Annotated in this window: 25 protein-coding genes and 1 pseudogene; 12 read left to right on the top strand and 14 right to left on the bottom strand. The window is 63.8% G+C overall.

What is annotated here, in order from left to right:
- Window positions 1–22 precede the first annotated feature (22 nt).
- The gene (locus KF733_05555; protein ID QYK56947.1) at window positions 23–2,407 is read right to left on the bottom strand and encodes a prolyl oligopeptidase family serine peptidase; all 2,385 of its coding nucleotides are present in this window, start codon (window positions 2,405–2,407) and stop codon (window positions 23–25) included.
- Between the two features lie 46 nt (window positions 2,408–2,453).
- Between KF733_05555 and KF733_05560 the strand changes: the two genes are divergently transcribed.
- Both KF733_05560 and KF733_05565 read left to right on the top strand, forming a co-directional pair.
- Window positions 2,454–3,563: a hypothetical protein gene (locus KF733_05560; GenBank protein QYK56948.1), complete on the top strand. Its 1,110-nt coding sequence runs from the start codon at window positions 2,454–2,456 to the stop codon at window positions 3,561–3,563.
- Between the two features lie 106 nt (window positions 3,564–3,669).
- On the top strand, window positions 3,670–4,980 hold the full coding sequence (locus KF733_05565; protein QYK56949.1) for a GAF domain-containing sensor histidine kinase: 1,311 nt from the start codon (window positions 3,670–3,672) through the stop codon (window positions 4,978–4,980).
- Here the strand turns inward: KF733_05565 and KF733_05570 are convergent.
- A complete protein-coding gene (locus tag KF733_05570; GenBank protein ID QYK56950.1) occupies window positions 4,977–5,798 on the bottom strand; it encodes a Stp1/IreP family PP2C-type Ser/Thr phosphatase in 822 nt (273 codons plus the stop codon). The genes KF733_05565 and KF733_05570 overlap by 4 nt on opposite strands.
- A gap of 50 nt (window positions 5,799–5,848) precedes the next feature.
- Window positions 5,849–6,751, bottom strand: coding sequence for an FHA domain-containing protein (locus KF733_05575; GenBank protein QYK56951.1), 903 nt, complete (start codon window positions 6,749–6,751; stop codon window positions 5,849–5,851).
- Between the two features lie 73 nt (window positions 6,752–6,824).
- Here KF733_05575 and KF733_05580 point away from each other — a divergent pair, with 73 nt between their 5' ends.
- From KF733_05580 to KF733_05595, 4 genes and pseudogenes are all read left to right on the top strand, one after another.
- On the top strand, window positions 6,825–6,956 hold the full coding sequence (locus KF733_05580) for a VOC family protein (protein QYK56952.1): 132 nt from the start codon (window positions 6,825–6,827) through the stop codon (window positions 6,954–6,956).
- Between the two features lie 379 nt (window positions 6,957–7,335).
- A pseudogene (locus tag KF733_05585) lies at window positions 7,336–7,536 on the top strand (hypothetical protein).
- A gap of 298 nt (window positions 7,537–7,834) precedes the next feature.
- Window positions 7,835–8,422, top strand: coding sequence for a DNA starvation/stationary phase protection protein (locus KF733_05590; GenBank protein QYK56953.1), 588 nt, complete (start codon window positions 7,835–7,837; stop codon window positions 8,420–8,422).
- A 26-nt stretch (window positions 8,423–8,448) separates the two neighbouring features.
- Window positions 8,449–10,161 (top strand): hypothetical protein, encoded by a 1,713-nt coding sequence (locus KF733_05595; protein ID QYK56954.1) that lies wholly within the window; start codon window positions 8,449–8,451, stop codon window positions 10,159–10,161.
- Window positions 10,162–10,202: 41 nt separating this feature from the next.
- Here KF733_05595 and KF733_05600 read toward each other — a convergent pair whose 3' ends face one another.
- From KF733_05600 to KF733_05610, 3 genes are all read right to left on the bottom strand, one after another.
- Window positions 10,203–10,724 (bottom strand): peptidylprolyl isomerase, encoded by a 522-nt coding sequence (locus KF733_05600; protein ID QYK57157.1) that lies wholly within the window; start codon window positions 10,722–10,724, stop codon window positions 10,203–10,205.
- A 167-nt stretch (window positions 10,725–10,891) separates the two neighbouring features.
- Window positions 10,892–11,611: a peptidylprolyl isomerase gene (locus KF733_05605; GenBank protein QYK56955.1), complete on the bottom strand. Its 720-nt coding sequence runs from the start codon at window positions 11,609–11,611 to the stop codon at window positions 10,892–10,894.
- A gap of 108 nt (window positions 11,612–11,719) precedes the next feature.
- Window positions 11,720–14,341 carry a S8 family serine peptidase gene (locus KF733_05610; GenBank protein QYK56956.1) on the bottom strand — a complete coding sequence of 874 codons (2,622 nt, stop codon included), beginning with the start codon at window positions 14,339–14,341 and terminating at the stop codon, window positions 11,720–11,722.
- Between the two features lie 172 nt (window positions 14,342–14,513).
- On the opposite strand from KF733_05610, the gene KF733_05615 reads away from it, so the two are divergent.
- From KF733_05615 to pth, 5 genes are read left to right on the top strand one after another with little or no spacing between them, the layout of a single operon-like run.
- A complete protein-coding gene (locus tag KF733_05615; protein QYK56957.1) occupies window positions 14,514–14,996 on the top strand; it encodes a cytidine/deoxycytidylate deaminase family protein in 483 nt (160 codons plus the stop codon).
- Entirely contained in the window at window positions 14,989–16,035 is a 1,047-nt protein-coding gene (locus KF733_05620) for an undecaprenyl/decaprenyl-phosphate alpha-N-acetylglucosaminyl 1-phosphate transferase (protein ID QYK56958.1), read from the top strand. Before KF733_05615 ends, KF733_05620 begins: the two co-directional genes overlap by 8 nt.
- Complete coding sequence (gene wecB, locus KF733_05625) at window positions 16,028–17,161, top strand: UDP-N-acetylglucosamine 2-epimerase (non-hydrolyzing) (protein QYK56959.1); 1,134 nt, start codon at window positions 16,028–16,030, stop codon at window positions 17,159–17,161. The genes KF733_05620 and wecB overlap by 8 nt, the downstream gene beginning before the upstream one ends.
- Window positions 17,162–17,211: 50 nt before the next feature.
- Window positions 17,212–18,021, top strand: a complete 810-nt coding sequence (gene uppP, locus KF733_05630) for an undecaprenyl-diphosphatase UppP (protein QYK56960.1) — start codon at window positions 17,212–17,214, stop codon at window positions 18,019–18,021.
- A gap of 16 nt (window positions 18,022–18,037) precedes the next feature.
- Window positions 18,038–18,595, top strand: coding sequence for an aminoacyl-tRNA hydrolase (pth, locus tag KF733_05635; protein ID QYK56961.1), 558 nt, complete (start codon window positions 18,038–18,040; stop codon window positions 18,593–18,595).
- Here the strand turns inward: pth and KF733_05640 are convergent.
- The 5 genes from KF733_05640 to KF733_05660 form a co-directional block, all read right to left on the bottom strand.
- Window positions 18,592–18,963, bottom strand: a complete 372-nt coding sequence (locus KF733_05640; GenBank protein ID QYK56962.1) for a hypothetical protein — start codon at window positions 18,961–18,963, stop codon at window positions 18,592–18,594. The two genes, pth and KF733_05640, sit on opposite strands and share 4 nt — an antisense overlap.
- Before the next feature lie 140 nt (window positions 18,964–19,103).
- Complete coding sequence (locus tag KF733_05645) at window positions 19,104–19,568, bottom strand: winged helix DNA-binding protein (protein QYK56963.1); 465 nt, start codon at window positions 19,566–19,568, stop codon at window positions 19,104–19,106.
- A gap of 293 nt (window positions 19,569–19,861) precedes the next feature.
- Window positions 19,862–20,083, bottom strand: a complete 222-nt coding sequence (locus KF733_05650; GenBank protein ID QYK56964.1) for a hypothetical protein — start codon at window positions 20,081–20,083, stop codon at window positions 19,862–19,864.
- Window positions 20,084–20,217: 134 nt separating this feature from the next.
- On the bottom strand, window positions 20,218–22,647 hold the full coding sequence (locus tag KF733_05655) for a S9 family peptidase (protein QYK56965.1): 2,430 nt from the start codon (window positions 22,645–22,647) through the stop codon (window positions 20,218–20,220).
- A 28-nt stretch (window positions 22,648–22,675) separates the two neighbouring features.
- Window positions 22,676–23,218 (bottom strand): GNAT family N-acetyltransferase, encoded by a 543-nt coding sequence (locus KF733_05660; GenBank protein ID QYK56966.1) that lies wholly within the window; start codon window positions 23,216–23,218, stop codon window positions 22,676–22,678.
- 60 nt (window positions 23,219–23,278) lie between these two features.
- Between KF733_05660 and add the strand changes: the two genes are divergently transcribed.
- Window positions 23,279–24,361, top strand: a complete 1,083-nt coding sequence (gene add / locus KF733_05665; protein QYK56967.1) for an adenosine deaminase — start codon at window positions 23,279–23,281, stop codon at window positions 24,359–24,361.
- On the opposite strand, the gene KF733_05670 is transcribed toward add, so the two are convergent.
- The 3 genes from KF733_05670 to KF733_05680 form a co-directional block, all read right to left on the bottom strand.
- Complete coding sequence (locus tag KF733_05670) at window positions 24,341–24,988, bottom strand: hypothetical protein (protein ID QYK56968.1); 648 nt, start codon at window positions 24,986–24,988, stop codon at window positions 24,341–24,343. The two genes, add and KF733_05670, sit on opposite strands and share 21 nt — an antisense overlap.
- A gap of 123 nt (window positions 24,989–25,111) precedes the next feature.
- The gene (locus tag KF733_05675; GenBank protein ID QYK56969.1) at window positions 25,112–26,287 is read right to left on the bottom strand and encodes a RimK family alpha-L-glutamate ligase; all 1,176 of its coding nucleotides are present in this window, start codon (window positions 26,285–26,287) and stop codon (window positions 25,112–25,114) included.
- A 21-nt stretch (window positions 26,288–26,308) separates the two neighbouring features.
- On the bottom strand, window positions 26,309–26,737 hold the full coding sequence (locus KF733_05680; protein QYK56970.1) for a RimK/LysX family protein: 429 nt from the start codon (window positions 26,735–26,737) through the stop codon (window positions 26,309–26,311).
- Window positions 26,738–26,766: the final 29 nt, after the last annotated feature.

Raw genomic sequence — 26,766 nt, forward strand, 5'->3', positions numbered from 1 at the left:
CCGCGAGACGGGTAGAGCCTGTCTAGAAATTCGGAGCCTTCCAGTCAGGCGTGAAAAACCCGGCGTCCGCGACCTTTCCGGTGCCCTCGCCGACCGCCTCAAAACCCGTCACGACCCAGTCCGGGAAGTGCGTTGCAGCCGCCAAATAGGTTAAGCGCGTGGTCGCGCGCAAGGCAGACACGTCGCCCGCTCCCACCGCGCCGACCAACCGACCTTGCCGTCCAACCTTCGGCAAGGCCACTAGACAGGCCAGTTTTCCTACTTGGGCCTTCGTGCCTATCATGATCCGCCCAGTCTGAACATTGATCGGTGACTTATCCAAATAGGTGTTCCAAAGGCGGTTCGTCGTCGGGCCGCCATAGAGGACAAGGTTCCGGTCGGCGAACTTCTGAGGGTCCACGTCTATGTCGCGGACGATCTCTGCGTCACCGTTCGCCCTGGGCCACCAGACCTCGGCGTCGTAGCGCGCCCGGTTATAGATCTCCTCGGACTCGCCCTGGGTGCCGCCAGTCCCCACCACTAGCGCGAAGCGGTGGCGGAAGACGTCCTTGAACCCGCCGTAAGCCGCCGGGCTCTTCTCGCCGACCGGTTCCTCGGCGACTCTCCAGGCGCCGTTCGAGTCTCGCCGGAGCCAAGTCTTGGGGCCCACGCGAGGAAGGGTCAGATCCTGTCCGTCGAGCTCCGCCAAAGCGGTCTCGCCCATGAAGAGCCGCTCCGTATCGAGGCAGAGCGTGCGGACGTTCGAGGTCGTCCCGCGCAGGCGGACAGAACCCAAGCCCAGCGTCAAATCGATCTTGCTGACCTCGAGGGGCCGCTCCTGGTTATAGACCTCCGCCCAATGGCACTTCGAGTTAACGGCGGGGGAAACGGTCGAGAACACCACGCGGTCGGTATCCAGCGCGCGGCGGTGCCGACGGAAGAATTCGAACAGTGGAGGATAGTCGATGCAGTCCGCACCGGGGTCGTCGCTGTGGTCGTACCAGTGGCTGCCGCCTGGCTCCTCGTGCCAGTCGACGTCGCGGTGGAACTCGGCCAGCTTTTCACGCATGGTCCGCGCTTCCGATACGGGCACGGTCTCGTCCTCGGCCCCGTGCAACACGTAGACCCCGAAGGCCGACGCGTTCCGAAGGTTGAGCAGGATGTCGCTCACGTTCGCCGCCCGCCGCAGTTGCGCCTCCACGGGCGTCGGGTCCGGATAGTCGATCGCGTTCGCGTAGGTCCACATCGAGATCCACCCCGCGCAGGGTGCGATCGCGCCCCACCGGTCCGGGTCGGTCAGTCCCAAGTACCAGGTGCCGTGACCTCCCATCGAGTGGCCGGTCAGATAGATTTGGCTGGGGTCGGGCTGCAACCGGCTCTCCGCGTCGGCCAGCGCCTCGTAGGCGTCCAGGCGCCCCCAATCCTCCCAGTTAAATCCGTACGGCCTCCGGTTCGTGGCGCAAACGATGTCCGCCCAGTCCTTGCGACCGTAGGCTCCGGCCTGGCTGGTCGCCTCGACCCCCGCGCCGTGGATGCTCAGAACGAGCGCGCGCCCAGGCCGCCGTTCGCCGAATGCGGGCACGACAGAATAGTATTGGACGCTGCCGTCGATGTCGCTCTGGTAGGTGACCTTGTAGCGCTCTCCGGGCGCCCGCGCCGCGAGCGTGAACTCCGGCTTCGATTCGGGCATGCCCGGCGAAGTGAGGGTCAGTGTGGTCGGCACCGGGCCGGCCGCCGAAGGGGTGAACGCAGGCAGTTCGAGTGCCAACTTGCGGTTGGTCAAAGGGCCGAGGACGGCCGTCCGCTTTGGGCCCTCTTGATCGCCGACGCGCGCTTGCAGGGTCACCGTACGCCACTGGTCGGTCGCGTTCTGGACCACGGCGGCCGCCCACTTGCGTTCCGAGCGGTCTACTTGGTAGTCGGGGAACGTGGGATCGTCGGCAAGCACCGAGACGGGCGCCGCCGCCGGCACGAGGCGGGCACGGAACCGCCCACGGCCCACGGGTGCCAGGAACCAGTTCTTGCCCTTCCGGAGGTTGACTGGTAATTTTACGGTGCCGTCCGCATAGACGTCGCCGCCTCGGGCGACGCCGTTCACATAGACCATGGCGTGTCCGGCAGCGTCCAGCACCATCGTCTGCTCGCGGGCAGAGTCGAGCTCGAAGAACACATATCCGCCCACGAGCGCCTCGTCCTCGAACCAGTCGTCCGCCTTCGCCGAGAGCTTCTTCCATTGAGCCCGGCCAGTCGGGCCCTCCACCGTCTCGCCCTCGCGCGGGGCTTTGAACTGTTCGCGGGCGACGGCCTCGGCGAGGGCGTCCGCAGGGAAGGGGGTGCGCGTCCGCGAAGACGTCTGGGCGACCGCGAGGACGTGGTCGATCACGATCTGCTGGCTCAAGAATCCGACCGTAACGAAGGCGGTTAGCATTCGCACGCTTTCATACCCCGGTTCGAACGGCTACACTCGCGAGCGGGTGTCGAAAGAGCCACAAGCGCACCGAGGGCAACCGAGCTGGCCGATCAACAGCAAGACGGCGAGCGGCTGGGTCACCGAGAAGGGGGCCATGCTCGGCCCGGTCGAGTTCGAGGTCGAAGGACAGAAGGTGTCCCCGTTCCTCGTCGCGCCGTGGGCTGAGGAGGACGCAACGGGGATTCCCGAGGTGGTCCAAGCCCTCCGCGGCGATTTCTTCGCGATGCCCTTCGGGGGCATCGGCGACCCATACTTGGGCGAGGACCACCCGCGCCACGGGGAGACTGGGAACAAGGCCTGGACGCTCGACGCCGCGTCCGACGACCGGCTAGAGCTCGTCCTCGATGGAAAGATCCGGCCTTGGCGGGCGCACCGCTCCATCCGCCTCGTGGGGAACACGGTCTACCAGCGAACGGCGGTCTTCGGCCTTTCCGGCCCGATCAGCTATGGCAGCCACGCGCTCTTGAGTTGCGCGACCGTGGGCAACCTCTCGACCTCGCCTTTCCGCCTGGGGCAGGTCTGCCCCGCAGGCGAGGATCCGGCCAGAGGCGGTTACTCGTTCTTGGAGCCCGGCTCGACGTTCGCCCAATTGGAGCGGGTGGAAGGCATCACAGGGGAGATGCTGGACCTCACGACCGTCCCTGGCCGCGAAGGCTACGACGACAGGATCCAGTTGGGCTCGCCGGCCGAGGACGGGATCGGGTGGACAGCTTGCGCCTTCCCGGAGCAGGGATTCCTTTACTTTCAGATTAAGGACTTGTCGGTTTTACCGAGCACGGTTGTCGGCTTTACCAACGGAGGGCGGCACTACCCCCCGTTTTCGGGCCGGTTCAAAAGGGTTTTGGCCCTGTGCGAAACGATGGCTTACTTTGATTTCGGGCTTCGGGGGAGCGTCGTGCCGAACCTTTTCCAACAGCGGGGCGTCCCCACGTTTGCCGACATCGATCCATCGAAGCCGCTTGTGGTGAGTCTGGTATCGGGGGTAGCGGGGATCCCCAGGGGTTTTGACAGGGTGGAGCGGATCGTTCTGACGGGCGACCGCGCGGTCTTTGTCGCGGCGAACGGCCTGCGTTCGGACACTAACCTTGACGGGCTTTTCCTGCGAGGCGGATAAAGATCGTTTGTTTTTTAAGGGAATCATCCGCAGAACCGGGCGCGTCCAGGAACCTGTAGGTCATGATTCGCGTTGAACATTGAGGACTAAAGGCCCAAGCTTGGCAATGACCACTTTCTCCGAATCGACCCGCCTCCTCGAGGCGGTCCACCTAGCTGCCCAAAAGTTGGCGAGTTCCGCCGACCTTGAGTCCGTCCTGCGCGACGTCCTCGAGATCTGCGTGCAGGCGGTGGGTGCCGAGGGCGGGACGATCTACATCCACGACCCGGTCAACCATAAGCTCAAGTTCGCGTTCGTGTCTCCGGACGAGGTGGCCCAGCGCCTGGAGCGCCTGGACATCCCGGAGGACTACGGCGTGGCCGGAGAAGTCTTCCGCTCTGGCAAGACCGTGATCAGCAGCTTCCCGCGAGAAGGAGACCCCCACCGGCTCAGGATCCGAGAGAAGACCGGGCTCACCGTGAGGACGATGATCACCGTGCCGCTCGCGATCGCGGGGCGGGACGCCATCGGCGTCGTCCAGCTGGTGAACAAGCGGAACGGCAACTTCAACGAGAACGACTCCGCCGTCTTGGACACGGTGTCCGACGTCTCGACCCTGGCGATCATCAATTCCCGGCTTCTCGCGCAGCAGACGCGGGTCGCCTCGCTCGAAGGGATGGGGCGTGCCGCCCACGACCTCGCTAACAAGGCGGGCGTGCTCACTACGTTCCTCGCCGACTTCCGCAGGAACCTGGATGGCCTCAAGGAGGCCATGGCCGAGGTGCCGACCCCGCCGAAGGCGTGCTTCTACCTCGACATGCTCGAGACGACGTTCGAAGACGTCTTCGCGCCGTACTCCGAGCGTGTCTTCCGCTATGCGAGGCTCATCAACGACCTTGCCGCCGGCAAGAAGCTGGAGCCCAAGTTCCGCAAGGTCTCGCTCGGCCACATCGCCCGGGAGAGCGCCCAATACTTGGAGTCGCAAGCCCGCGGCGTCAGGGTCCTCATAGAGTACGAGGTGGACGACACCCTCCCTGAGATCGACTGCGACGACCTCTTCGTGATCCGCATCGTCGAGAACCTGGTCGGCAACGCGATCAAGGCGGTGAGCGAGACCTTGACGGACGAGTGGCTCGCGCGGCACCGGTCGGACGAAGAGCCGGTGGGCCGAGTCGTCCTCCGCGTGACGAAGTCGGCGGACGGCCAGGTGCTGGAAGTCGAGGACACTGGCCCGGGCATGTCCCCTGGGGCGATCCGCGCCGTGCTCGGCGGGGCTGCGGCGAGCGGTTGGACCCGGTCGGAAGGCAGCGGGCTTGGCACGAAAGTCGTATTGGACCTTGTCCAGGCCCTCGGAGCGAAGCTCTCTATCGACAGCCGGTTGGGAGAAGGCTCGAAGTTCCGGATCGTCTTCCCGACTCCTGGCCCCCGCCTCGCCTAGGCCGGTTCGAGTGCGTCGACCCGCACAACGATGAGCGTCGTGTTGTCGCTGCCGCCATCGATCAACGCCGAGGAAACGAGACGCCACGAGGCCTCGCTCGGCCCGCATTCGGAGAGGACCTGGAAGATTTCCGCGTCTTTCACGTGGTTCGTCAGGCCGTCGCTACAGAGAAGGTAGACGTCACCTTCCTGCAAAGCAAAGGTCAGCACGTCGGGCTCGCCGCTCTCCTCGGCTCCGATCGCCCGCGTGAGGGCATGGCGGTTTGGGTGGCGCTCGGCCTCCTCGCGACTGATCGCGCCCAGGCGGACCATGTCCTCGACCCACGTGTGGTCGTGGGTGAGCTGTTGAAGCTCGCCATCGCGGAGGCGATAGACCCGGGAGTCGCCGACTTGGGCGATATAGCCTTGGTCCTGGACAAGCATCAGGGCGGAAAGGGTCGTGCCCATGCCGCGACGGGAAGGGACCGCACGCGCCACGTCCACCACGAAGCGGTTCGCGGCCGAGACAGCGGCACGGATCGCGGCCTCGGGCTCTTGCGACGGGTGGCTGTAGTAAACGTCGAGGAAGGTCTTGCAGGCGAGTTCGCTCGCGATCTGCCCAGCCTCGTGCCCGCCCATCCCATCGCACACCACGAAGGCAAGGCCGCGCGCTGCCAGGCGTGCCACATCCTCGGGGATGTAGAACTCGAACTTGTCCTCGTTGTTCTCGCGGACGCGGCCGAGGTCCGACTTGGCTCCGACCGTGGTGCGGGAGCGGACTCGGAGTTCGACGTCCGGGGCGATCTGGGCGACTTGATACTCGGCGGTGATCTCGTCCATCGGCGGCTTGTCGCTAGTATCCCCTTTCCCTGGTTCTGGCAAGCCCGCGGTCACTTCTTGAACCGGATCCGGATCTCCTTCGCGCCCAAGCGTACGACGTCTTCCTGGCCGAACCTCGTCCGCATGTTCGGGGTCAGCTTGGCCTCGTTCAGCAAGGTGCCGTTCGTCGAGCCGGTGTCGGTGAGGAACACGCCCTCCTCGGTCACATCGATCTGCCCGTGCCGGCCGCTGACGTAGGGGTCCGAGACGACGATGTCGTTCTCGCTCTTGCGGCCGAAGGTGTAGGTTCCCAGTTCGAGCGGGGTCTCCAGCCCGTCGACGTCCAAGAAAGCGACTGCGGCGGAGGTGGTCGGCGCGGCCGAGATGGAGACCGTCTTGCCGCTTAGCGCCTGGATCGTCTTCGAACTCTCGCCGGGGGTGCTGACGGTGAACTCGAAGCCGCCGAGGGAGACCTTGTCGCCGCTGGCGACCGGCTTCCTCTCGCCTTCGCCCAGGCGGGCGCCGTTGACCGCGGTGCCGTTGGTCGAGCCCAGGTCCGCGATGGTGAGCCCTTCAGGCGACACGGTGACCTCAGCATGGCGGCGGCTGACTCGGGTGTCCTCAACGGCGACGTCCCCGGCCCGGCCAAGCACGTTCGCCCCGGGCCGGAGCTGGTGCTCGCGGCCGGAAGAGTCGACCAAGACGGGCAAGCGGACTGACGGCGCGCCGAAAGCGTCGCCGTCCAGAGCCATCTCGAAGATGAGGCCACAGTCGTTGCAGTACATGACCCCGGGCGGGTTGAAGGCCTTGCAGACCGGGCATTGGACGGGCTTGATCGTCACCGTCGTGTTGAGCGACGGGGCTTGGCCCATGATCGTCCGGTTCGGGTCCGCCGTCGTGACGTTGCCCATCACGGTCTTGTTCGGGTCCGATTGCGGCGGGGTGCCCAACATGGTCTTGTTCGGATCGCTCATGGCTCTCAGTAATTCTGGCCCTTCAGGGCTCACTCTTCAAAGTTCGGGACGGAGGGTCGGGTATGACGAGTTCGTGGAACCGGGTGTTTCCCTTGACACCGTCTTCGTCCGCGTTCGCGACATTGCCGCTTCGACCGCTTTCTATCGAGACGTCCTTGGCCTGGAGATCTCGTCCCAAAGCGACTATTGGACAAGCTCTCGATAACGGGCAGCTTGCCCTGCACGGACCGTCCGATCCAGGGCTCGCCCCGCCGTGCGGTGGGTGGGTGGTGTGCCTGACGGCACACGACCTAAGCGACCTGCGCCGACGGCTCCGAGGGGCTGGGGTTTGGGTCGCGAACCGGGACCATAGTACTCCCCGGGGGGACGTGCTTGAGTTCCACGACCTGGATGGTAACTCGCTCCAAGCGATAAATCTAATCCAGGACTGAAGTGGAAGGCTGGAAAAGTCGTATAATCATTTTGTATCGCCTCGCGTCCAAGTGATTTGCTGAGTGAGCCGCCCGGCTCTGTTCTCCTGCATCCCTCCCGACACGATTCGAAACGGCGCCGCGGAGGCCTTAGTCCGTGACCAGGAAAATAGAATGGCAACGAAGTCCCTGTATGTGGGAAATCTTCCTTACACGACGACCGAGTCGGCTCTGACCGACCTTTTCGCCGAATACGGCGGTTCAAACGCCCGAATCGTTGAGGGGCGAGGCTTCGGCTTCGTCGATGTGACCGAGGAGCAGATGGAGGCAGCAATCGAAGCGACCCATGGCAAACCGTTTGGTGGCCGAACGCTGACCGTGAACGAGGCTCGTCCCCGTGAGCCCCGCCAGAGCTATGGCGGCGGCGGCGGTGGCGGCTACGGCGGTGGTGGCGGCGGTGGCCGGAGCGGCGGCGGTGGTGGCGGCGGCTATGGCGGCGGCGGTGGCGGTGGCTACGGTGGTGGTCGAGGCGGCGGCGGTGGCCGCGACCGAGACCGGGACCGCGGTGGCCGCGGCGGCCGCTGGTAAGGCCTGGCCGACCCAACGACCCTCAGCCCCTTCCCGCAGAAAAGCGGGAGGGGGCTGTCCTTTCTAAAAGGGGTAAAAGTCGGGCATGAACGCCAAGAAGATCTCGGACGCTCTGAACGGCGTCTTGGCCGATACCTACGTCCTCTTCACGAAGACCCAGAACTACCACTGGAACGTGGTCGGGCCGAACTTCCACTCGCTGCACGAAATGTTCGAAGAGCAGTACACCGAGCTCTTCGCCGCCATTGACGAGATCGCCGAACAGATCCGGCAACTGGGGGTGGCCAGCCCCGGCACGATGGCCGACTTCCTTCGATTGGCCAGCATCTCTGAGGGCGATTCCTCACTGAGCGCAGGAGAAATGGTCGCCGACCTGGTCGAGAGCCACGACCGCGTGATCGCCCGCGTCCATGCCTGCGCCCACGTCGCGGACAAAGAGGACGACGAGAGCACCGAAGACCTCATGACCCGACGCCTCAACGCCCACCGCAAAACGGTCTGGATGTTGAGCGCGACCCTGGGGCACCCTTCGCCCGCGCAGCCGGCCGAGCCCGCCGCCCTGCCCGCTCCCGAGGAGCCGACCGCCGTGCCGCCCCGGGCTAAACCCGCGAAGAGCGACCGCAGTACCACCGCCAGCAAGAGCAAGAAGAAGGCGCCTAAGGCGATGGGTTGAAGGAAGGTCGGGGCATACTTTAGCGCATGCCAGACGTCCGGTTCGACCGCTATTACCGCTATGCAGAGCTGACGGCGATCCTCCGCGCCTATGCCGAGGAGAACCCCGGCCTTGTGCGGCTGGAATCGATCGGAAAGAGCCACGAGGGCCGAGACATCTGGCTCGTGACGGTCACGGACCCTGCGACCGGGCCGGCGGAAGAAAAGCCTGCGTTCTGGTGCGACGGCAACATCCACGCGAGCGAGGTGAGCGCCTCGACCGCCGTGCTCATGATCCTCAAGAAGCTGGTCGAAGACTCGGCGCACGGTGAGGTGTTGCGCGATCGGGCGTTCTACCTCGTGCCGCGCTTCAACCCGGACGGGGCGGAGTGGGCGCTCGAGGACACGCCACGCATCATTCGCTCCTCGACCCGGCCCTACCCCTACGACGAGGACGACCACTACGGGCTGGAGCGTCGGGACGTGGACGGGGACGGCCGCATCCTAAGCATGAGGGTGCGCGACGATAACGGCCCCTGGAAGATCGCGGACGAGGAGCCGAGGCTGCTGAAGCGGCGCGAGCCGGGCGAAAGCGGCGGCACTTATTTCCGGGTGTTGCCCGAAGGGCTCTTCCACAACTACGACGGGGTGACCATGCGGGGCCGGCGCGTGAAGGAGGGGCTCGATATGAACCGAAACTTCCCAAGCGCCTGGCGGCTGGAGAACGAGCAGTACGGCGCAGGGCCCTATCCGACGAGCGAGCCGGAGGTCCGCGCGATCGTGGACGCCATCGCGAAGCGGCCGAACATCTGCGGCGCGATCACGTTCCACACGTTCAGCGGCGTCCTCTTGCGCCCGCCGAGCCGCATGCCCGACGACGACATCCCGCCGGAAGACATCTGGACGTACAAAGCCCTCGGCGAGCAGGGCCAAAAGATGACGGGTTACCCGGCCATCAGCAACTTCCACGAGTTCAAGTACCACCCGAAGGAGGTCATCACGGGCGTCTTTGACGACTGGATGTACGAGCACCGTGGGGTGCACGCCTGGACGGTTGAGATCTGGTCTCCGCAACGTCAGGCGGGCATCACTGAATACAAGTACATCGACTGGTTCCGCGACCACCCGTTCGAAGACGACGTGAAGCTCCTAAAGTGGAGCGACGAGAAGCTTGGTGGGAAGGGGCATGAAGAGTGGCGCGAGTTCGAACATCCGCAACTCGGCAAGGTGGAGATTGGCGGCTGGGACCCGCACTACGCCTTCCGCAACCCGCCGCCGGACTTCCTTGAGGCGGAGGTCGCGCCTCTCGCGGATTGGGCGATTTGGCACGCGGCCACGGGCCCGCGCCTCGTGTTGCGCGAGCTCCAGACGGAGCCGGTCGACGACGCGGGGGCGCCCGGCGTCGTGCGGGTGCGCATGGTCGTCGCGAATTCAGGGTGGCTGCCCACGAACGTGACGAAGATGGCGACCAGCAAGAAGCTTACGCGCGGCGTTGTGGGCGAAATCGTCCGCGCCGGCGAGGAGCGCGACCCGGCGGGCGATCTCGTGCCGCAGTGGCTCGTGAGCGGAGAGATCCGCCAGGAGAAGGGTCAGTTGCGCGGCTGGAGCGAGGTGCCCGTGAGCGGCTTCGGTTGGCACATGGACGAGACGGACGACCTCGCCGTCTTTGAATGGGTGGTACGGGGCCCCGGGGATTTCGAACTCACCGCACGCCACGAACGGGCGGGCGTGGTGAGGATCCAGGTCGGGATAGGGAAGTGAGGAACGGGCCCGGGAGCGTTCCCGGTCCCCGTTCTGCCGACTTACTTATCGAGGGGCCAGGCCTTGATCTCGACCTTCTTCAGCACGATCGCCTTCTCCGGGCTGACCATGCCGTTGTTCGTGCGGCCCCCGGTGGCCACGATCTTGTCCACCACGTCCATGCCCTCGACCACGATTCCGAAGCCGGAGTAGTTGTGGTCCAACGACTCGGCCGTATCGACCATGATGAAGAACTGGCTGCCGGCGCTGTCCGGGTCTTGCGAGCGGGCCATGCTGAGGACGCCGCGCGTGTGCTTCAGATCGTTGAACTCCTTCTTCACGCGCTTGTCAGGGCCGCCCGTGCCCCACTGCGCGACCTTGTCCATGTCCTTTGAATAGGGGTCTCCGCCCTGGACCATGAAGCCGGGGATGCAGCGGTGGAAGCGCGTGCCGTCGTAGAACCCTTCCTTCGCGAGCTCCTTGAAGTTCTCGACGTGGCGCGGCGCGTGCTCGGGATAGAACTTGATCACGATCCGGCCCGCGTCAGTCTGCAAGACGGCGACTTCTTCGCCTTCCTTGGGCATCGGGGCGTTCGGGGCGGCGGTCAACGGAGCGGTCTGGGTGGTCGTCGTGTCTTGCATGGCGTCTTGAGAGGCAACGCCCAAGGCAGCGAGCAAGAGCACGGTGGTTATGGCCGTCGTCATTATCGGCCATTATGACGTCCCACCCGGACGGTCGCTTCGCGAGAAGCCTACTTAATGGGCCACTTCTCGATCTTGATCGACTTGACCACGATGGCCTTAGCGGGCTCGACCATGCCGTTGTTCACCTGGGTGCCGGTCTGGTCGACGATCTTGGTCACGACATCCATGCCCTGGACCACCTGGCCGAAGGCGGTGTGGACGCCGTCGAGGTTTTCGGAGGTGCCGACCATGATGAAGAACTGGCTGCTGCCGGTGTCCGGAGCGGCGGTCTTGGCCATGCTGAGCACGCCTGGCACGTGCTTGATGTCGTTCGTCTCGTCCTTGATCATGTCCGTGCCGCCCGTGCCCCACTTGTCGGCCTGGCTCAAGTCCTTTGAAAGCGGGTCGCCGCCCTGGATCATGAAATCAGGGATGACACGGTGGAAACGGGTCCCGTTATAAACACCCTTGCGGGCCAACTCTTTAAAGTTTGTGACGGTGTTCGGCGCACGGTCCGGATGGAACATCACGACGATGCGGCCCGCCTGGGTCTCGATGACGCCGACTTCATCGCCGTCCTTAGGCGCGGTGGCGAGGGGCTTGGCTCCTTCCTTCTCCGGTTCGGTCTTTTCGGGGTCGGCCTTTTCGGTCTCGCCCGCGTGCTCGGAGGTGGTGCCGGTGGTGGTCGTGCTCCCGCTGGAATCGGCGGCCGGCTCACTGGTGCAACCGACTGCGACCAGGGCCGCGAAGACGAAGGCAAGGACGGCTAGAAGAAGGGTGCGCGTCATTTCTGCCGGGATTATGCCACTGCGGGTGGCAGGCACAAGGCCGAACCGCACAGGCGAAACGAAAACGGGCCCGCACCAGGCGGGCCCGAATTCATCGCGGGTCTTCCGTTAGCCGTTGATGAAGAGCCGAACGTGGTCGACCCGAGCCTTCCAGACGGTCGGCGCAGGATTGGCCGTGTTGCGCTCGACCGTGACCCCGGCGCGGACGCGACCGTTGCCGTCAATGAACCGCTGCAGATCGCCAGTCGGGCTCGCCGAGAACCGGCCCTTCGAAAGGGGAGTGCTGCCCATCTCGAAGTTCTCCCAGGCGTTAGCCTGGAAGTTGAACAGGCGGAGGCGGAGCGGAAGGTTCGCGATGTTGGTCTCAACTTCGGCCACCAGCGTGAGCGAACTCGGGTTCGGGTCGCTGACCGTGTGGGTCGTGATCGTGCCCGTGTTGAGGACCGCATTGCCTCCGACGCGCAACGGAGTGCGCAGGATGACCTTGCTGTTGTCGCTCTTATAGACCTCGCTCAGCCCGCCGGATTCGATCGAACCCGGAGTGAAGTCCGTGATCGATTCGGCCGGGGCCTGAGCCTCCGCGCCCGAGACGACCAGGCCGTAGGACTGGTCGATGACGCCCGGGGTCTCCGGAACGCCGTCCTGTGGCAGGTTGTCGGCCGTCACAACGATCGTCCAGACGCCCGATTGCGGGTTGTTCACAAAGACGTTCTGGATGGTGTTGCGAGTGTCGGCAGAGCCGCCCGGCGTCGTCACGTTCGGCAGGTCGTTCGCGCCGGCATTGGCGCTGCCGCCCATGCCGTTGTTGCCCCAATAGACCGTGCTGTCCGGCGCCACGACCTTCAGGCTGACCTCGTTGACCCTGGTGGGGTTCGCGAAGGCGACGGCCCAGTAGTCGGTGTAGGCCATGGTCGCCTTGAAGGACGGCGACCCAGGGGCGACGTAGACCTGGTAGGTCTTGGACTGGAGCTGCTCGAGGTTCGTGTTCTCGTCCACGACGAGCATCTTGGATGCGTTGTCGAAAACGTTCTTCACGTTCGGCAAGCCCCAACCCTGCACCCTTCGCTCGATGTCCAACTGTTGGTTCGAGTAGGCCGCCGCAGTGTTGATCATGAGAGCCCGCGCGGTGGCGTTCTTCATGCGGTTGTCGAACACCGTCGAACCGAGGTTCGTGTTGCCGAAGATGCCGTCGCCCCACATTTGGAAAGCCAGGCCGAAGGTGCCCGCGCTCATCGGAGTGGCCGCGCTGGTACCGCTGAAGATGCCATACCCGCTCGGAGAGGTCGTGTATGTCGTCGTGATCTGGTCGTAGTAGAAGCAGAGGTCTGGCTTGATGCGGCCGTCGGCGGCGGGGCCGATGCTCGCGCCGTTTTGCCAGCGGTCGTCCGCGAGGTTCGCGTTGTTGAAGTGGTAAACGCCGCCGATCGCGACGATGTTCTTGCCCCAGGCTTGCGGTCGCACCACAGTGTTGCCTGCGGCGTTCGACATCGAGTTGAGGATCACGAGGTCGGTCTTGAAGACGATCTCGTCCATATAGCTCGAAATGCCGGTGTACGACCCGGTGAGCGAGTCGCCCCAAGAGTTCGTCTCGACGACGCAGTTGAAAACGTTGACGGTGTCCTGCGTGAGAGCGAGGCGGGCCGGGCCGGACCAGTTGACTGTGTACGGAGTGGCGATGCCGTTCGCGAGGGGCATCATGCCGCGCGCGGCCGGGTTGCCCGTGCCGTCACCGACCACGGTGCCGAGCGTCGCCGTACCGTGAGAGTCGATGCCCGGGTTGTTGCGGAACGTGACACGGCTCGCGTAGTCGATGTGGTTTCGGACGAAACCGGCGTCGATGTCGTGGATGTTCACGCCCTGGCCCCGATAGTTGCCGACCGTCTCGACGTAGTTCGCACCGCTCACGATGCGAACGTTGTCCATGTCGGAGCTCGGCTCGCCCGTCGGCGCGACGAAGGTGACGCCGTCAATCGCGGCGACCTTGCCGACCTGGGCATTCGTCAGCTCGGCCTCGATGACCTGGCCTTCTCGCGGGGAGTCGATGATCTTGCCCCCGAGCAGCTTGATCGCCATGGTGGCCTCAGCCTTCAGCTGGGCGTCGTCGCCGCTGACCACGATATCGTAATGCTTGGTCTCGAGCTTGCCCGCGAGGAAGTCTTTCTTGACCTCAGGTAGGAGGCGAAGGCCCGGGTCAAGTTTGCCGACGTAGCGGACGAAGTCCATCGAGCGGACCTGCTCGACGGCGCCCTCGGGCAGGATGACCGCATAAGCGTTGTCCGGCACGTAGTTCAGAACCTTGCCGCCGGCCCGCACGATCGCGTCGCGGAACTGGGCCAAGGTCTGGCCGTGGAACTGGACGAGGTACGTGTTGACGCTTGCACCGGCTCGCAGCGCGGAGTCCATCGGAAGGGCGCCCTTGGTCGGGTCGAAATCGCCGTGGACGGTCCTGATCAGGCCGCTGTCCTCGCCGACCCGCTTGATGGTGGTGCCGTCGAGGGAGACGGCGAACATCTGGCGCTGCTCGTTACCGGCTGATTCTTGCCAGGTGGCCAGGCGACCCGCGGTTCCAGGAAGGTTGTGGACGGTCAGTTTGCTGACCGAGTTGTGAGTCTTGTGGAAGGCGGCTCCGCCGCCGATATTGAGCGAAGTCCAAGCTCCGACTCGCTCCACGCGGACATCCCAAGAGCCGCTCGGGCCAAGGACAAGCATCGCTGCGAAAAGGGGGTTCATTTGCACTCCTAAAAGCCGTCCGACAAACTGCCCATCGTGACGGTTGGTCGAGTATGGCTTTCCCGCACCCCGTTCTGCAATGAAACGTCGATATTTCTTTTCGATCACCGGCAGATTTACTGAGCGCTCTGTTCCTAGGCTCGTTTAGAGCGGAGCCCGCATAATCAACGTGGTGCTAGAGCGGCCGAGCTGGGACACATACTTTATCCAGATCGCGCACCTGGTGAAGTCAAGGGCAACCTGCCCGCGACGCCAGGTGGGGGCCGTCATCGTCCGCGACCGCCGGATCCTGGCGACAGGCTATAACGGCGCTCCCCGCGGACTGCCCCACTGCCCTCCCGGCGGGCCGGACCACGATTGGCCCGAAGGGTGCATGCGGGCGGGCCACTGCATCCGCTCGCTCCATGCCGAGCAGAACGCCCTGCTCCAGGCCGCGATGATCGGCGTCGCCTGCCAGGGCGCCACCATCTACGTCACCTGCCAACCGTGCAACACCTGCGCCAAGATGCTGATCAATGCAGGGCTTGACCGGGTCGTCTTCGAGGGCGATTACCCCGACGACTTCGCCCTCGAACTCTTCAGGTTGGCGGGAACCGAAGTCTATCGGTACGTCGACGAGCGTCTTGAAGAGTTGGAGTTAGCCCCGCGTGCCTAATTGGACCGGACTTTTCGCCGCGGTCTCGGCCCAGGAGCCTTGGGACGGGTTCTTCTTTCCGCTGGTCGCGATGATCGTCGCGCTCCTGGCGACGATCGTCCTGACCCCGGTCGCCCAGAAACTGGCCCTGAAGCACGGCGCCGTGGACGACCCGAACCGCGACGACCGCCGGGTCCACAAGGAGCCCACCCCGCGGTGGGGCGGCATGGCCATCTTCGCGGGCATCGTGCTGTCGCTGGTCACGGTCCTGCCGTTCGCTTACCCCGTGCGCCCGTTCCCGCCCTATCTGATCGGCATGCTCGTTTGCGGCCTGCTCTTGGTGGCGGTCGGCGCGTGGGACGACGTCAAGCCGCTCTCGGCTAAGTGGCAGGCGCTGTGGATCCTGGGGCTCGGCTTCGCCGTACAGCTTTTCTCGACTCCGGGCGACAAGACCGGCATCATCCGCATCCAGGGAATGGAGTGGCCGCTGGTCGGCCCCTACCACTGGGTGGCGCTCGGCCCCTGGGCGGCCGTGCTCACGGCGGCTTACATCTTCGTGGTCACAAAGACTATGGACACGATCGACGGGATCGACGGCCTCACCGCCGGCATCTCCGGCATCGCGGCAGGCACGCTTTCGATCATCGCGACCTATGAGGGCCAGCCTCGCGTGGCGTTGATCGCGGCCGCCATCGCGGGCGCCTCCGTCGGATTCCTCCGCTATAACTACAACCCCGCAAGGATCTTCATGGGCACGGGCGGAGCGCAGACGCTCGGTTTTTTACTCGCCTGCCTCTCGATCGTCGGGGCCCTGAAGACGGCGGCCGCGCTCGCCCTGTTCATTCCCGTGCTGGTCTTTGGCGTTCCGCTCATTGACGCGGCTGTCGTGGTGCTGCGTCGCGTCGCCAGCGGTCAACCGATAACCCAGGCCGATAAGCGCCATATCCACCACACCCTGCTCAGCCGGGGCCTCAACCAGCGCCAAGCGGTCTGGGTGCTCTATGTCGCCGCCATGGCCATGTGCGGCGTGTTGCTCACGATGCTGAAGATCTATGGCTAGGCCCGTCGTTGCTTTTGTCGTCGGGACGCGGCCCGACGCCATCAAAACGGCGCCCGTCGTCTTGGAAGCCTGTAAGTTCAGCGACCTGTGGGAGCCGGTCTTGATCAGCACGGGCCAGCACCGCGAGATGCTGCGGCAGGCGCTGGGCGCCTTTGGGTTGGAACCGGACGAGGACTTGCAGGTCATGACCCATGGCCAGACGCTCGCCCAGGTGACCTCTCGGTCGCTGGACGGTCTCGACGGGCTCTTCCGGCGGCTAGAGCCGCAGATCGTCTTCGCCCAAGGCGACACGACGACGACGTTCGTCGCGGGGCTGGCCGCCTTCTACCACCGGCGGCCATTCGCCCACATCGAGGCGGGTTTGCGCACGCCCACGGTTTGGGACCCGTACCCTGAAGAGTTCAACCGGCGCGCGGTCGGTCTGTTCGCCTCGTTGCACTTTGCTCCGACCGAATGGTCGCGCGATAACCTCCTGCGCGAAGGCGCCGCGCCACAGAGCGTCTTCGTCACCGGGAACACGGGCATCGATGCCGTAAAGCTCGCCACCCAGGCGGCGGGGAAGGACTGGTTCCCCGAGCACACCGGCCCGGTCGTCCTGCTCACGACCCACCGCCGCGAGAACTGGGGCGATCCGCAGCGCAGGATCGCGGAAGCAGCGCTTGAGGTGGTCCGCGGGGTGCCGGACGCGTTGCTGGTCGTGCCGATGCACTTGAACCCCGCCGTGCGCGAGACGCTGACGAACGTGCTGGGCGGAGATCCGCGCATCCACCTGATTGAGCCGCCGGACTATGTCGACTTTGCACGCCTGATGGCGCGGAGCCGCCTGATCCTCACCGATTCAGGCGGGGTCCAGGAGGAGGCGCCGACCCTCGGCGTCCCGGTCTTGGTCTTGCGCGAGACGACGGAGCGGCCAGAAGGCGTGGAGGCCGGGACGGCCAAACTGGTCGGGACGGAAAAAGATAAGATTGTCCAGGAAGCTATGCGCTTGTTGGGGGACTCGGCGGAGCACGAACGAATGGCCCGGGCCAGTTCTCCTTATGGCGACGGAAAGGCCGCGCAGCGTATCCGTTACGCCAGCATGAAGTTTTTGGGATTAGGGAGTCCGGAGGAGCCGGCTTGGAAGTAAGCCTCCTCCAGGCTGTCGCTTATGGACTTGTGCAAGGCTTGACAGAATTCTTGCCCATAAGCAGCAGCGGCCACCTCTTCCTCTTACCCGAGCTTCTGCATTGGAGGGACCCCGGTGCAGGCTTTACCGCCGTGATCCAATTGGGCACTATCTTGGCCGTCTTGTTGTACTTTCGAGACGACCTCTTGGACGTTTCGACGGCGTGGGCAAGATCGCTCTTTAAGCCGTCTGCGGCGCGCACGGATTCGGCCAGGATCGGTTGGGCGATCTTGGTGGGCACCGTCCCTATCTCGGTCGCCGGGCTGCTCCTGGAGTCCAAGATCGACAGAGATTTCCGATCTGCCTATGTCGTCGCTTCGACACTTATCTTTTTCGCCGTCTTCCTCGCTATAGCAGAGCGCGTCGCAACCCAGCGGCGAAGTTTCACGGACGCGACTTGGAAGGACGGCCTTGTCGTGGGGCTTTGGCAAACTTTGGCGCTTGTCCCTGGATCAAGCCGCAGTGGTTGCACAATAACGGGCGGCCTGTTCTCTGGTTTCGACCGAGCGGCCGCGGCCCGCTTTTCCTTCCTGCTTTCCGTCCCCGCCATCGTCCTTTCTGGTTTGTACAAGCTATACAAGGAAAGAGACGTCTTATTAGCCAGTGGGATGGCACCGACGATCGTTGCTACGGTGGTCGCGTTCGTGAGTGGCTATGCGGCGATCGTTTTCCTCATGAAGTTCCTGCAGACCCGCACGACCATGGTGTTCGTCTGGTACCGGATCGCGCTCGGCCTTGTGATTTTCGCTCTCGCAAGCGGGGGCGTGATCGCGACCCATCCGCAGGCGGAAACTGGTGAAGTTCTTCAGCAAACGCACTGAGCCGACCCTGCCGCCGGTGGCACTTATCGTCGGGCTCGGGAACCCGGGTGCGCAGTATGCGGGGACGCGCCACAACATTGGCTTCGAAGTCGTCGAAGAACTGGCACGCCGCAACGGGCTAAAGTGGGGCGCGGCGAAGCACCAATCCCTCCTCGCGGTGGGCACCGTGGCGGGCGTTCCTGTGGCGCTGGCGAAACCCACGACCTTTATGAACCTCAGCGGGAGGGCGGTGACGGCATTAGTCCGCCATTACGGCCTTAAACCTGACCAGATCCTGGTTGTCGCCGACGACCTGGACTTGGAGACGGGCCGCGTCCGAATGAGGGCAAAGGGGAGTCCCGGGGGCCACAACGGCCACAAATCGATCGTGCAGGCCCTCGGCACCCAGGAATACGCCCGCATCAAGATTGGAATCGGCCGGGGGGACGACGAGACGATCGACCACGTCCTGAGCAAGTTTCGGCCCGATGAGCGTGAAACGGTTCGGTCCGCTGTCGAAAAGGCGGCGGACGGATGCGAAGACTTCCTTCGCGAAGGCATCGAACGGGCGATGAACCGGACGAACCCGGCCTAGACGCTTAGGAGCTCGGCGCTCCGCTCGACAAACGTGTGCTGTGGAGTCAGCACATGGAGCGCCCCCGGGTGGTTCGCCCAAACCGGGAGCGGGCAAGACATCGACGCTTGGTAAACCCTTTGGCCGTCGTTGGTCGTGCTCCAACCTGTCCGACAAGGAACGGTCCTCAAAAGGATGTACTGTCCAGGAAGGATGTCGACATCTTCTCCAAAGAAGTGGGCGGCTGGAGAGGACGTGCCGCCCTGTATGGTCGCATCTGCGATCACCGCGTGCGCCCTAAGGTTGACACGCATAGAGCCTTGGTTCTGAAGAAGGACAAACTCCCCCTTGACCTCGCTGCTTCTCTGAACGCCGACGATCCGGATCATGAATGAAACGACCCTGGGCCTAGCCCTTGCCCACCTATAGTGACGCAAGAAGCCTACGTTATGGCGCGCGTTTTACAGATTTTCCACACAAGGTTTCCACGCCCCTAACCGATCCGCGGCGTGGAAACCTTTCCTGGCGATCACTTTCGGCGGGTGCCTTCAAGGTTCGCGATAACGCGTTCCAGGAGACCGACCATCATTCCGATCTCGCTATCGGACAGGCCCTCGACCATAACTTGCTCCGATTCGGTGACAAGCTTGCGGATCTGGCGAACCAGCTTTTGCGACTGGTCGGTAAGGCGAAGAAGTTTGACGCGTCGGTCGCGTTCCGAGACGACTTGTTCAAGAAGGCCTTTTCTAACATGGCCGAACACCGTCTCGCTGAGGGTCGCGGGGGTCACGCCGAGTCGGCGGGCGACCTCGACTTGCGAGGCGTCTGACCCGGCCGCATCGATAGTCGTTAGGAGCTGGAACGTGTTCCAACCCACACCAATTTCGGCGAGGCGGGGCTCGAGCCACGAACTTTGTAGCTCGTAGACAGCTGCGATGCGCGTTCCGATCTGTTCGGAAGGCATTCGGTCAACGTACCTGAGAGGGGCGCTCATGTTCTAATGTCTAAGACGGTTCTTTCCCCGGCTTCCACCGTTTGAAGGACCTTATGGCTCGTACTATGAGCGGTCATCGCGACATTTAGACTCAGTTGGGCGAGCACGACTTCGTCCCGCTTTCCTTTGCCTAAAGCACCAAGGGCGATCTCCACACTCCGCTGTGCGTTTCGCATTCCGATGATGCTCAAGTACCTGATTGTGTCGTTTTGGATCATGGGTGCCTTCTGGCGCGCCATCGCGTACCCTGCACCACTGAACCCTTCTGTATGTCAAGAGGCTTGGCGTCTTCGTCAAGCCTTAATGTCTAGGAGGGAAGCCCGGAGGGCACCCTCGATCCTCGCCGCCGCCCGGGACGTCTCGTGTTGAATCCGAGCCGCCTCGCGAGCCGCGTTCGCCGCATTGATGTCTTGCGCCGGATATCCCGCCTTCAACGTGGCCTGTCGGAGTTGCTCCTCGACCCGCTTAAGACCGGACAGCGACGCCAGCATGGTTATCGTTGTCGATCCCATCATTTGACGCCACCTTCATTCTACAGGACGACTGTTCCGTTTTCGACGTCTAGTCAGATTCTGCGAAAGGACCAGAGTCCGGAAAACCCGTAGATATTAATAGTCTGCTTTGGGCGTGAGACTGCCGATCGCAGCTTCTACCGGTGGCCGACCTCTGGCTTTGCCCCAAAGTTCTGGATCAAGAAGCGCAAATAGAAGGCCAACGTGTCCCGGCGGTTGATGTCGCCGCCCAAGCCATGGTCTCCCGTCGGGTCGATGACCAGTTCGACCAAGGGGCCCCTTCCGTTCTGCAGCAAGGTCCGATAGACCGCGATCGTGTGCTGGAACAACACGTTCGAATCCTCCATCCCGTGAAGAAGCATCAGGCGGTCTTGGAGGTTCATCGCGACTTTTGTCAGCGAGAATTTGTCCAGAAACTCGACTTTTCCGGCCTCCTGGATCCCGATAACGTTCTCGACATAGCCCTGGTTGTAATTTTGCCATTCCGTGGGGCCAGCACCGGCAATACCCACCTGGTAGACGCCCGGTTGCGTGTACAAGACATGTTGGGTTTGCCAGCCGCCGAACGACCAACCGTTCAGGGCCATGCGATTGGGGTCGGCGCCATATTCAGCCTGGAGGTGGCGGGCCGCGTCCACCAGGTCCTCGGTCTGGGGCACGCCGATCTGTCCGCTACTGGCCCGACCAAAGAGGGCGCCGTAGCCGGAAGATCCACGGGGGTCGACGGTGGCGGTGACGTAGCCCATGCTGTACGTCAAGTACATGTTGAAGAGGTAGGCGGTGGAGTTGAAGCTGCCGTCCACCACGCTCGAACCCGTTCCAAGCGGGCCGCCGTAGGTGTAGACCATGCACGGGCGCAGGTCCGTCTTCTTCCAATCCTTCGGCAGGAAGACGAAGCCGCTGACCGTGTGACCATGGCGGTTTTTGAACGAGAACCGCTGCGGCTTTATGCGGTTCACGGCGGCGAATTCCTCCAGATGGTGGGACGTCGTGAGCTTCGTCTCTCGGCCGCCCTTTATCAGGTAGGTCTCCTTCGGAGTCGACCAATTGGCGAAAGCGGCCAGTGCAGCGCTGCAGTCGTTCGAGACCGTCGGGCTGTCATAGTTGCCCTCGCCCTTCGACCATTTGGTGAGGGAGCCGTCGGCAATGGACGCCGTGTAGATCTGAGCCCGGCCCACGTCACCGCCGTTCGAATAGCCCACGAGTTTTTTGCCGTCCCTGCTGATGCAGACGGGGTAGAAGTCGAATTCCCCTTGAACGATCGGCCGGCTTGTCTTCTGCACTGGGTCGATGAGCCAAGGCAAGCGCCAGCCGGTCGTCTCCAAAAGGGCCACGACTCTTTCACCGTCTGGTGTAAAGAACGGAGCCGCCTGGTCGTTGCCCAGCATTTCGCCCGGTTCCGTGACTTTGGCCACCGACTCGACTTTCTTCGTGCCGAGGTCGGCCACGAAGACCTCCCGCTCTCGGCTGGAGCGGTTCAGGGTTGCGAACGTAAACCGCTTACTGTCCGGAGACCAGGGAGTCGTCCTCGTTAAGACATCGCGGACAAAGTCCTCGTCCGCGCTCTTCCACTTCCAGACTTCCCAGGGTTTATTGTCGTCGAAGTCGGGTTTCGTTAAGTCGTAAAGGAAGAGGTATCGCTCTTCCTTAAGCTTCTCGTCGGGCGTGCCGTAATACTGGTTGCTCCGCCGAATCTCTGGGAAGCGTTTGCGATAGCTTATCCATGTGATCTGGTTGTACTCCCCTGTCGATTTGCCGCTAAAGATCATCATCTTCGAGCCGTCCGGCGAAAGCGAGTACCCCCAAAGCGGTAACCCATCGGGCAGTTTAGGGTCAAGTTGCGTCACTCCAGGGCCGTCGAAGCGCATACGGAATAGACCCTGGCCGCGGCGAAAATAGAATCCGGCGTCGTCCGGCATCCACCGAACGTCGGATTCGCCCTCGCGAGTATTGGTCAGTCTAGTGACCTGTCCACCGGGACCTTCGACCTTTATGGTCTCCGAACCCTTCCATCCGGGCCCCGATCGAACCGGATCCCACCGATCGGGCTGCACTTCCAGGAGGAAGAGGTCGCCGCGATAGACGAACAATAGCCGGTCTCCAGAATGCGACCATTCATAGTCGGAGACACCGGGGTACTCGGGCAGCGGCTCTTTGCGGTCCTCGTCCTCTTTCTTTTTCTTGTTCTGCCACTCACGATAGCCTTTTTCATCGAGTTTCAGGCTTTCGTCGCGTTCGCGGTCTTCCCTGGCGAACCGGTCGCCGGCCTTCACCGCTTCGTAATCGAAGGCTTTCAGGAGGTCGAGACTGGTCGCCCGGATGGCCTTGCCTTTCTGGGTGTCGTAAATCCACAGGTCGCTGCCGCGGTCGTCGTAGGCGTTCCAGAGGTAGGCGACGAACCGGTCGTCGTGGCTCCACTGCGCGGCCCTCGCGGTCTTCCCGAAGAAAGAGCGGCGGGGGAACAGGTCGTCGAATTTCAGGTCGGATTCGACAGTCGGGGTCCAGGGCTGGGCGGTGGCGACAAGGTTGAGGCTGATGAGAGCCAAGAGCGTAAGTCCGCTTCGCATGGCGTGTAGCCCTATTATGGGGCCAAGCTCATTCGAACTTGACGTTTCGCAGGTCGAACTCGACCACCGCGACGATCCCGTTCGTGAGCCAAGAAGCGGCCGGGGCGATCTTATCGATCAGGGCGAATACGGCGACGTTGTCGGCGAGCATGTCCGCGCAGAAGCGCTTGATGCCACGCTCGCGGGCGGCGCGCACGAGGTGCAGGGCAAGGCGCGTCCCGACGCCCATCCGCTGGACCGGGTCTCCCACAAGCACGGCGAACTCGGCGACCTGGCCGTCGCTATCCCGCCGGATGAAGCTGCCGGCGGCCAGCGCCTCCCAGCGGTCCCCAGTGCGGCGGAAGGCCACGATGCAAAGGTGGTTCCAGCCGTCCACCGACGTGAGGTAGCGGAGTTCTGCTTCCGTGAACCGGTCGCGGTGACTCATCAATCGGCGGTACATGGTGTCGCGGCTGAAATAGCGGAACCCGTCTTGGAACCAGGGCGCGTCTGTCGGCCGCACCAGGCGGAAGAGCGCCTCCGTCCCGTCCGGCAGCCTGAACCGTTCGCGCCAGTTCCGGCCGTAAACCATGGCGTCATTGTGCGCCGCCGGCGGTCGAGGGCCCGGAGCCGCGCCGCCCTCCGTGGGATCATGAGGAGGATCGTGGAGGAGCAGGCCGCCCCGCTTTCTACCGAGTTCGAGAGCTTTCTCCGCGCGATGCCGAAGGTGGAGCTCCACGTCCACCTGGAGGGCTCGATCCGTCCCGAGACCCTGCTTCAGCTGGCCGAGCGGAACAACATGCCCTTGCCCGCGACCACGGTCGAAGGGCTCCGCGAATGGTACCGGTTCACCGACTTCCCCCACTTCGCCAACATCTATTGGAGCTGTAGCCAATGCATGCAGCACCCCGAAGACCTGGAGTTCGTCGCGCGTGAGTTCCTGGCGGGCCAAGCGGAGCAGAACATCCTCCACACGGAGGCGACCTTCACCGCCCTCACCGTCTTCCGCCGGGGCGGCATTCCGTGGGAAAAGCAGGTCGAAGCCCTGAACCGGGCGCGCGCTTGGGGCGAGGCGGAGCTCGGCGTGACCTGCAACATCATCGTCGACCTCCCGCGTGAGGCGTGCTCAGACGAGGAGGCGATGATGGTCGCCGACTGGGTGGTCGATGCGCATGGAGAAGGGGTCCACGCCTTCGGCCTGGGAGGGTACGAGGTCGGGTTTCCGCCGTCCCTCTTCCGCAAGGCGTTCGACCGGGTGCGCGCGGCGGGTGTCCCGAGCATCCCCCATGCAGGCGAGACCGAGGGGCCGGCCAGCATCCGAGGGGCGATCGATGAACTCGGCGCCTTGCGCATCGGCCACGGCGTGCGGTGCATGGAAGACCCTGCGCTGGTCGAAGAGCTGGTGCAGAGCCAGATGCCGCTCGAGGTGTGCCCGACCAGCAACGTCTGCCTCGGAGTGGTGCCGAGCCTGGCCGAGCACCCGCTCCCAAGAATGATCGCGGCCGGGTTGAACGTCAGCGTCAACTCCGACGACCCGCCCATGTTCGGCACGACCCTCACGGACGAATGGATCGGTGTCGTCCGCGAGTTCGGCTTTGACGCGGGTGCGGTCAGGCGCCTGACGCTCGCCGCCGTCGAGGCCGCCTTGCTGGACGACGCGCGGAAGCAACATTTGCGCGAGTCGGTCGCCGCGTTTTTCGATGCCGAGACGCCGTTACTTCACCGTGAGGGCTAGGCTGAAGGTTTCTTCGGAAAGCTTGGCCGAGCCCGTTGCCCGCACGAGTGCCTTCGCCGCTGGGTCGTAGATCTGGGTGAAGTCGAAGCTCGCTGAGTCTCCGGCGCCGGGCGTCAGCACGGCGCGGACGCTCAAGCGCGGAAGTTTCTTGTCGCCCGCCTCCTCATAGCCCGAAAACTTCCCGGTGCCCTTGAAGGCCACACCGTCGATCGCCCAATCGATCTTGTACTCGTCCCCCTCCGCAAGCTCGGCGGCGGGCAGGTAGGACAGGAGGAGGGAGATGACGAAGAACATCTCTGGCCCGGACATGTTGACGGCGGTCGGCAGACCGTGGCTGTCGAGAATGAAACTTGGCTGTCCCGCTTCAGCGATCTGGCTCATCTCATTCCCGTTGATTTTCATCGACCAGACCGTAGGATTCAGGTTGGCCTGCACGCCCTTGTCAGACTTTGCCCCGTAGCTCAGGTCGAAGACCGACTTGGTGCTGAACTCGTTCTCGCCTTTGGCCTGGATGTCAAGGTCATAGACCAGCTTCTTCTTCGAAGATTGGTCATGGACGAAGTCCACCTTTTGGGCAAAGGCGGGCGCGACTGCGGCGAAAAGGGCGAAAGCGGCAAAGGTTCTCATGCGGTCCACGTTCCTGGGCGAGGCGAATCGCCCGTTGGTTAGGCGACACTCTATCACAGGCCCGAACAACGGGCGCGTTTCATCGGGGCCTGGAGCGGCTTTGCCGCTAGGCCCATTGGGCGGCTACCCCGCCGGGGAGTTCTGCTTTTTCACCCGCCGCTTCTTCCGACGAGGGACCATGTCCTTCATCGCATCTAACCGGCCGAAGCAGAGCAGCCGGTCCCCTGCGATCAGCGCATGGTTCCGCGAGGGGTTGGGGATCGTCGTCCCTTCGTGCTCCAAGGTCAGGACGACCACGTCCTGTTCTCGCAGACCGCTCTCATGGATCGTCTTGCCCTCGTACGTGGAATCTTTCGAGACCACGAGCTCGGCGACGCCGTACCCGCTGGTCACGGTGAGGCGCTCGCGCACATCCAGCTCGGGGAAGAGGACCTGCTGTTCGACGTAGTCGACGATGCAGCCGGCGACGTCGACCCCGGTGGTCCGTTCGATCCCTTGCAGGCCGGGCGAGGAGTTGACTTCGATCACCTGCGGCCCTTCGGCCGACTCCAGCATGTCCACGCCGGCGACACGTAGCCCGAGGATCTGGGCGGCACGGACGGCGGTCTCTCGAAAGGGTGCGTCGAGCTCTACCGGCTCGGCCATGCCCCCCCGGTGGATATTGGCGCGGAACTCCGTGCCTTGGGCGACGCGGCGCATCGCCGCGACCACTTGGTCGCCCACGACCAGGGCGCGCACGTCCTTGCCCTTGCTCTCCGCCACGAACTTCTGCACGATCACGTTCTGCTTGGCGCCCTGCATCGTCTCGATGATCGCCTCCGCCACTTTTTGAGTCTCGGCGAGGATGACGCCGACACCTTGGGTGCCCTCCAAGAGTTTGATGATCACGGGGGCGCCCCCGACCCGCTGGATCGCGGGCAAGATATCGTCCCGGCCGCGGACGAAGGAGGTCGGCGCGATGCCGATGTCGTACCGAGAGAGGATTTGAAGCGAGCGGAGCTTATCCCGGCTGTTCGTGACCGCGTTCGCCGTGTTCGCGACGAAGACGCCCATCTGCATGAACTGGCGGACGACGCTGACCCCGAACTGGGTGACGGACGCCCCGATGCGGGGAATGACGGCGTCCACCATGTGCATCCTCCGTCCCCGGTAGAAGAGGTCGGGCTCGCCCGTCTCCAGGAGGAGGGAGAACTTCAGTGTGTCCAAGACTTGGACTTGGTGCCCACGCCCCCGGGCAGCCTCGCGCAGACGGCGCGTGCTGTAAAGGCGCGGGGCGCGGGAGAGGATGACGACCTTCACAAGAGTCCAGGCTGGGCGTCCCTACGACTTTGGCCGATGAACCAGGTGAACCGAGTGGGCGTCCACCAAAAATTCATCTCCGAGCGCGGTGCGGCCCACGAGCATCCTCACCTTCATATTATCTCTGCTCACGAGGGAAATTTCGACCCTTTTTTCGACGGGGCCTAGGCGGAAAAGGGTCTCCACGAAGTACCGCTCGTGCTTTACGCCGTTGCTCGAGGTCACATGGCTCCTGCGCGAGATGGGCGCTTCGACCGTGACGCGTTTGTGCCGGTGGCGGAGGTCCAGCACGACCTGGAACCGGATGCGCCCCTCGCCGACTTCCTCGATCTGCTCGACGTGGACCGCGCTGCTCCTGGCACCGGTGTCGATCTTGGCGTGCAATCCCTCGATCCCCCATTCCGGAAGGTCGACGAACTCCCTCCACCCGATCACCAGTCGCTCAGCCATGTCCCATTATTCACGGAGCGAAGGATCTA

This window comes from Fimbriimonadaceae bacterium, from assembly GCA_019454125.1.
In the GTDB taxonomy this organism is placed as follows: domain Bacteria; phylum Armatimonadota; class Fimbriimonadia; order Fimbriimonadales; family Fimbriimonadaceae; genus JALHNM01.

Coding starts and splice junctions, on each gene's coding strand:
- KF733_05565 (QYK56949.1), top strand. CDS start 3,670: ATGACCACTTTCTCCGAATCGACCCGCCTCCTCGAGGCGGTCCACCTA.
- KF733_05605 (QYK56955.1), bottom strand. CDS start 11,611: ATGACGCGCACCCTTCTTCTAGCCGTCCTTGCCTTCGTCTTCGCGGCC.
- KF733_05660 (QYK56966.1), bottom strand. CDS start 23,218: ATGGTTTACGGCCGGAACTGGCGCGAACGGTTCAGGCTGCCGGACGGG.
- add (QYK56967.1), top strand. CDS start 23,279: ATGAGGAGGATCGTGGAGGAGCAGGCCGCCCCGCTTTCTACCGAGTTC.
- KF733_05555 (QYK56947.1), bottom strand. CDS start 2,407: ATGCTAACCGCCTTCGTTACGGTCGGATTCTTGAGCCAGCAGATCGTG.
- KF733_05655 (QYK56965.1), bottom strand. CDS start 22,647: ATGCGAAGCGGACTTACGCTCTTGGCTCTCATCAGCCTCAACCTTGTC.
- KF733_05595 (QYK56954.1), top strand. CDS start 8,449: ATGCCAGACGTCCGGTTCGACCGCTATTACCGCTATGCAGAGCTGACG.
- KF733_05645 (QYK56963.1), bottom strand. CDS start 19,568: ATGAGCGCCCCTCTCAGGTACGTTGACCGAATGCCTTCCGAACAGATC.
- KF733_05680 (QYK56970.1), bottom strand. CDS start 26,737: ATGGCTGAGCGACTGGTGATCGGGTGGAGGGAGTTCGTCGACCTTCCG.
- KF733_05600 (QYK57157.1), bottom strand. CDS start 10,724: ATGCCCAAGGAAGGCGAAGAAGTCGCCGTCTTGCAGACTGACGCGGGC.
- KF733_05570 (QYK56950.1), bottom strand. CDS start 5,798: ATGGACGAGATCACCGCCGAGTATCAAGTCGCCCAGATCGCCCCGGAC.
- KF733_05575 (QYK56951.1), bottom strand. CDS start 6,751: ATGAGCGATCCGAACAAGACCATGTTGGGCACCCCGCCGCAATCGGAC.
- KF733_05650 (QYK56964.1), bottom strand. CDS start 20,083: ATGATGGGATCGACAACGATAACCATGCTGGCGTCGCTGTCCGGTCTT.
- KF733_05640 (QYK56962.1), bottom strand. CDS start 18,963: ATGATCCGGATCGTCGGCGTTCAGAGAAGCAGCGAGGTCAAGGGGGAG.
- KF733_05590 (QYK56953.1), top strand. CDS start 7,835: ATGAACGCCAAGAAGATCTCGGACGCTCTGAACGGCGTCTTGGCCGAT.
- KF733_05670 (QYK56968.1), bottom strand. CDS start 24,988: ATGAGAACCTTTGCCGCTTTCGCCCTTTTCGCCGCAGTCGCGCCCGCC.
- wecB (QYK56959.1), top strand. CDS start 16,028: ATGGCTAGGCCCGTCGTTGCTTTTGTCGTCGGGACGCGGCCCGACGCC.
- KF733_05610 (QYK56956.1), bottom strand. CDS start 14,341: ATGAACCCCCTTTTCGCAGCGATGCTTGTCCTTGGCCCGAGCGGCTCT.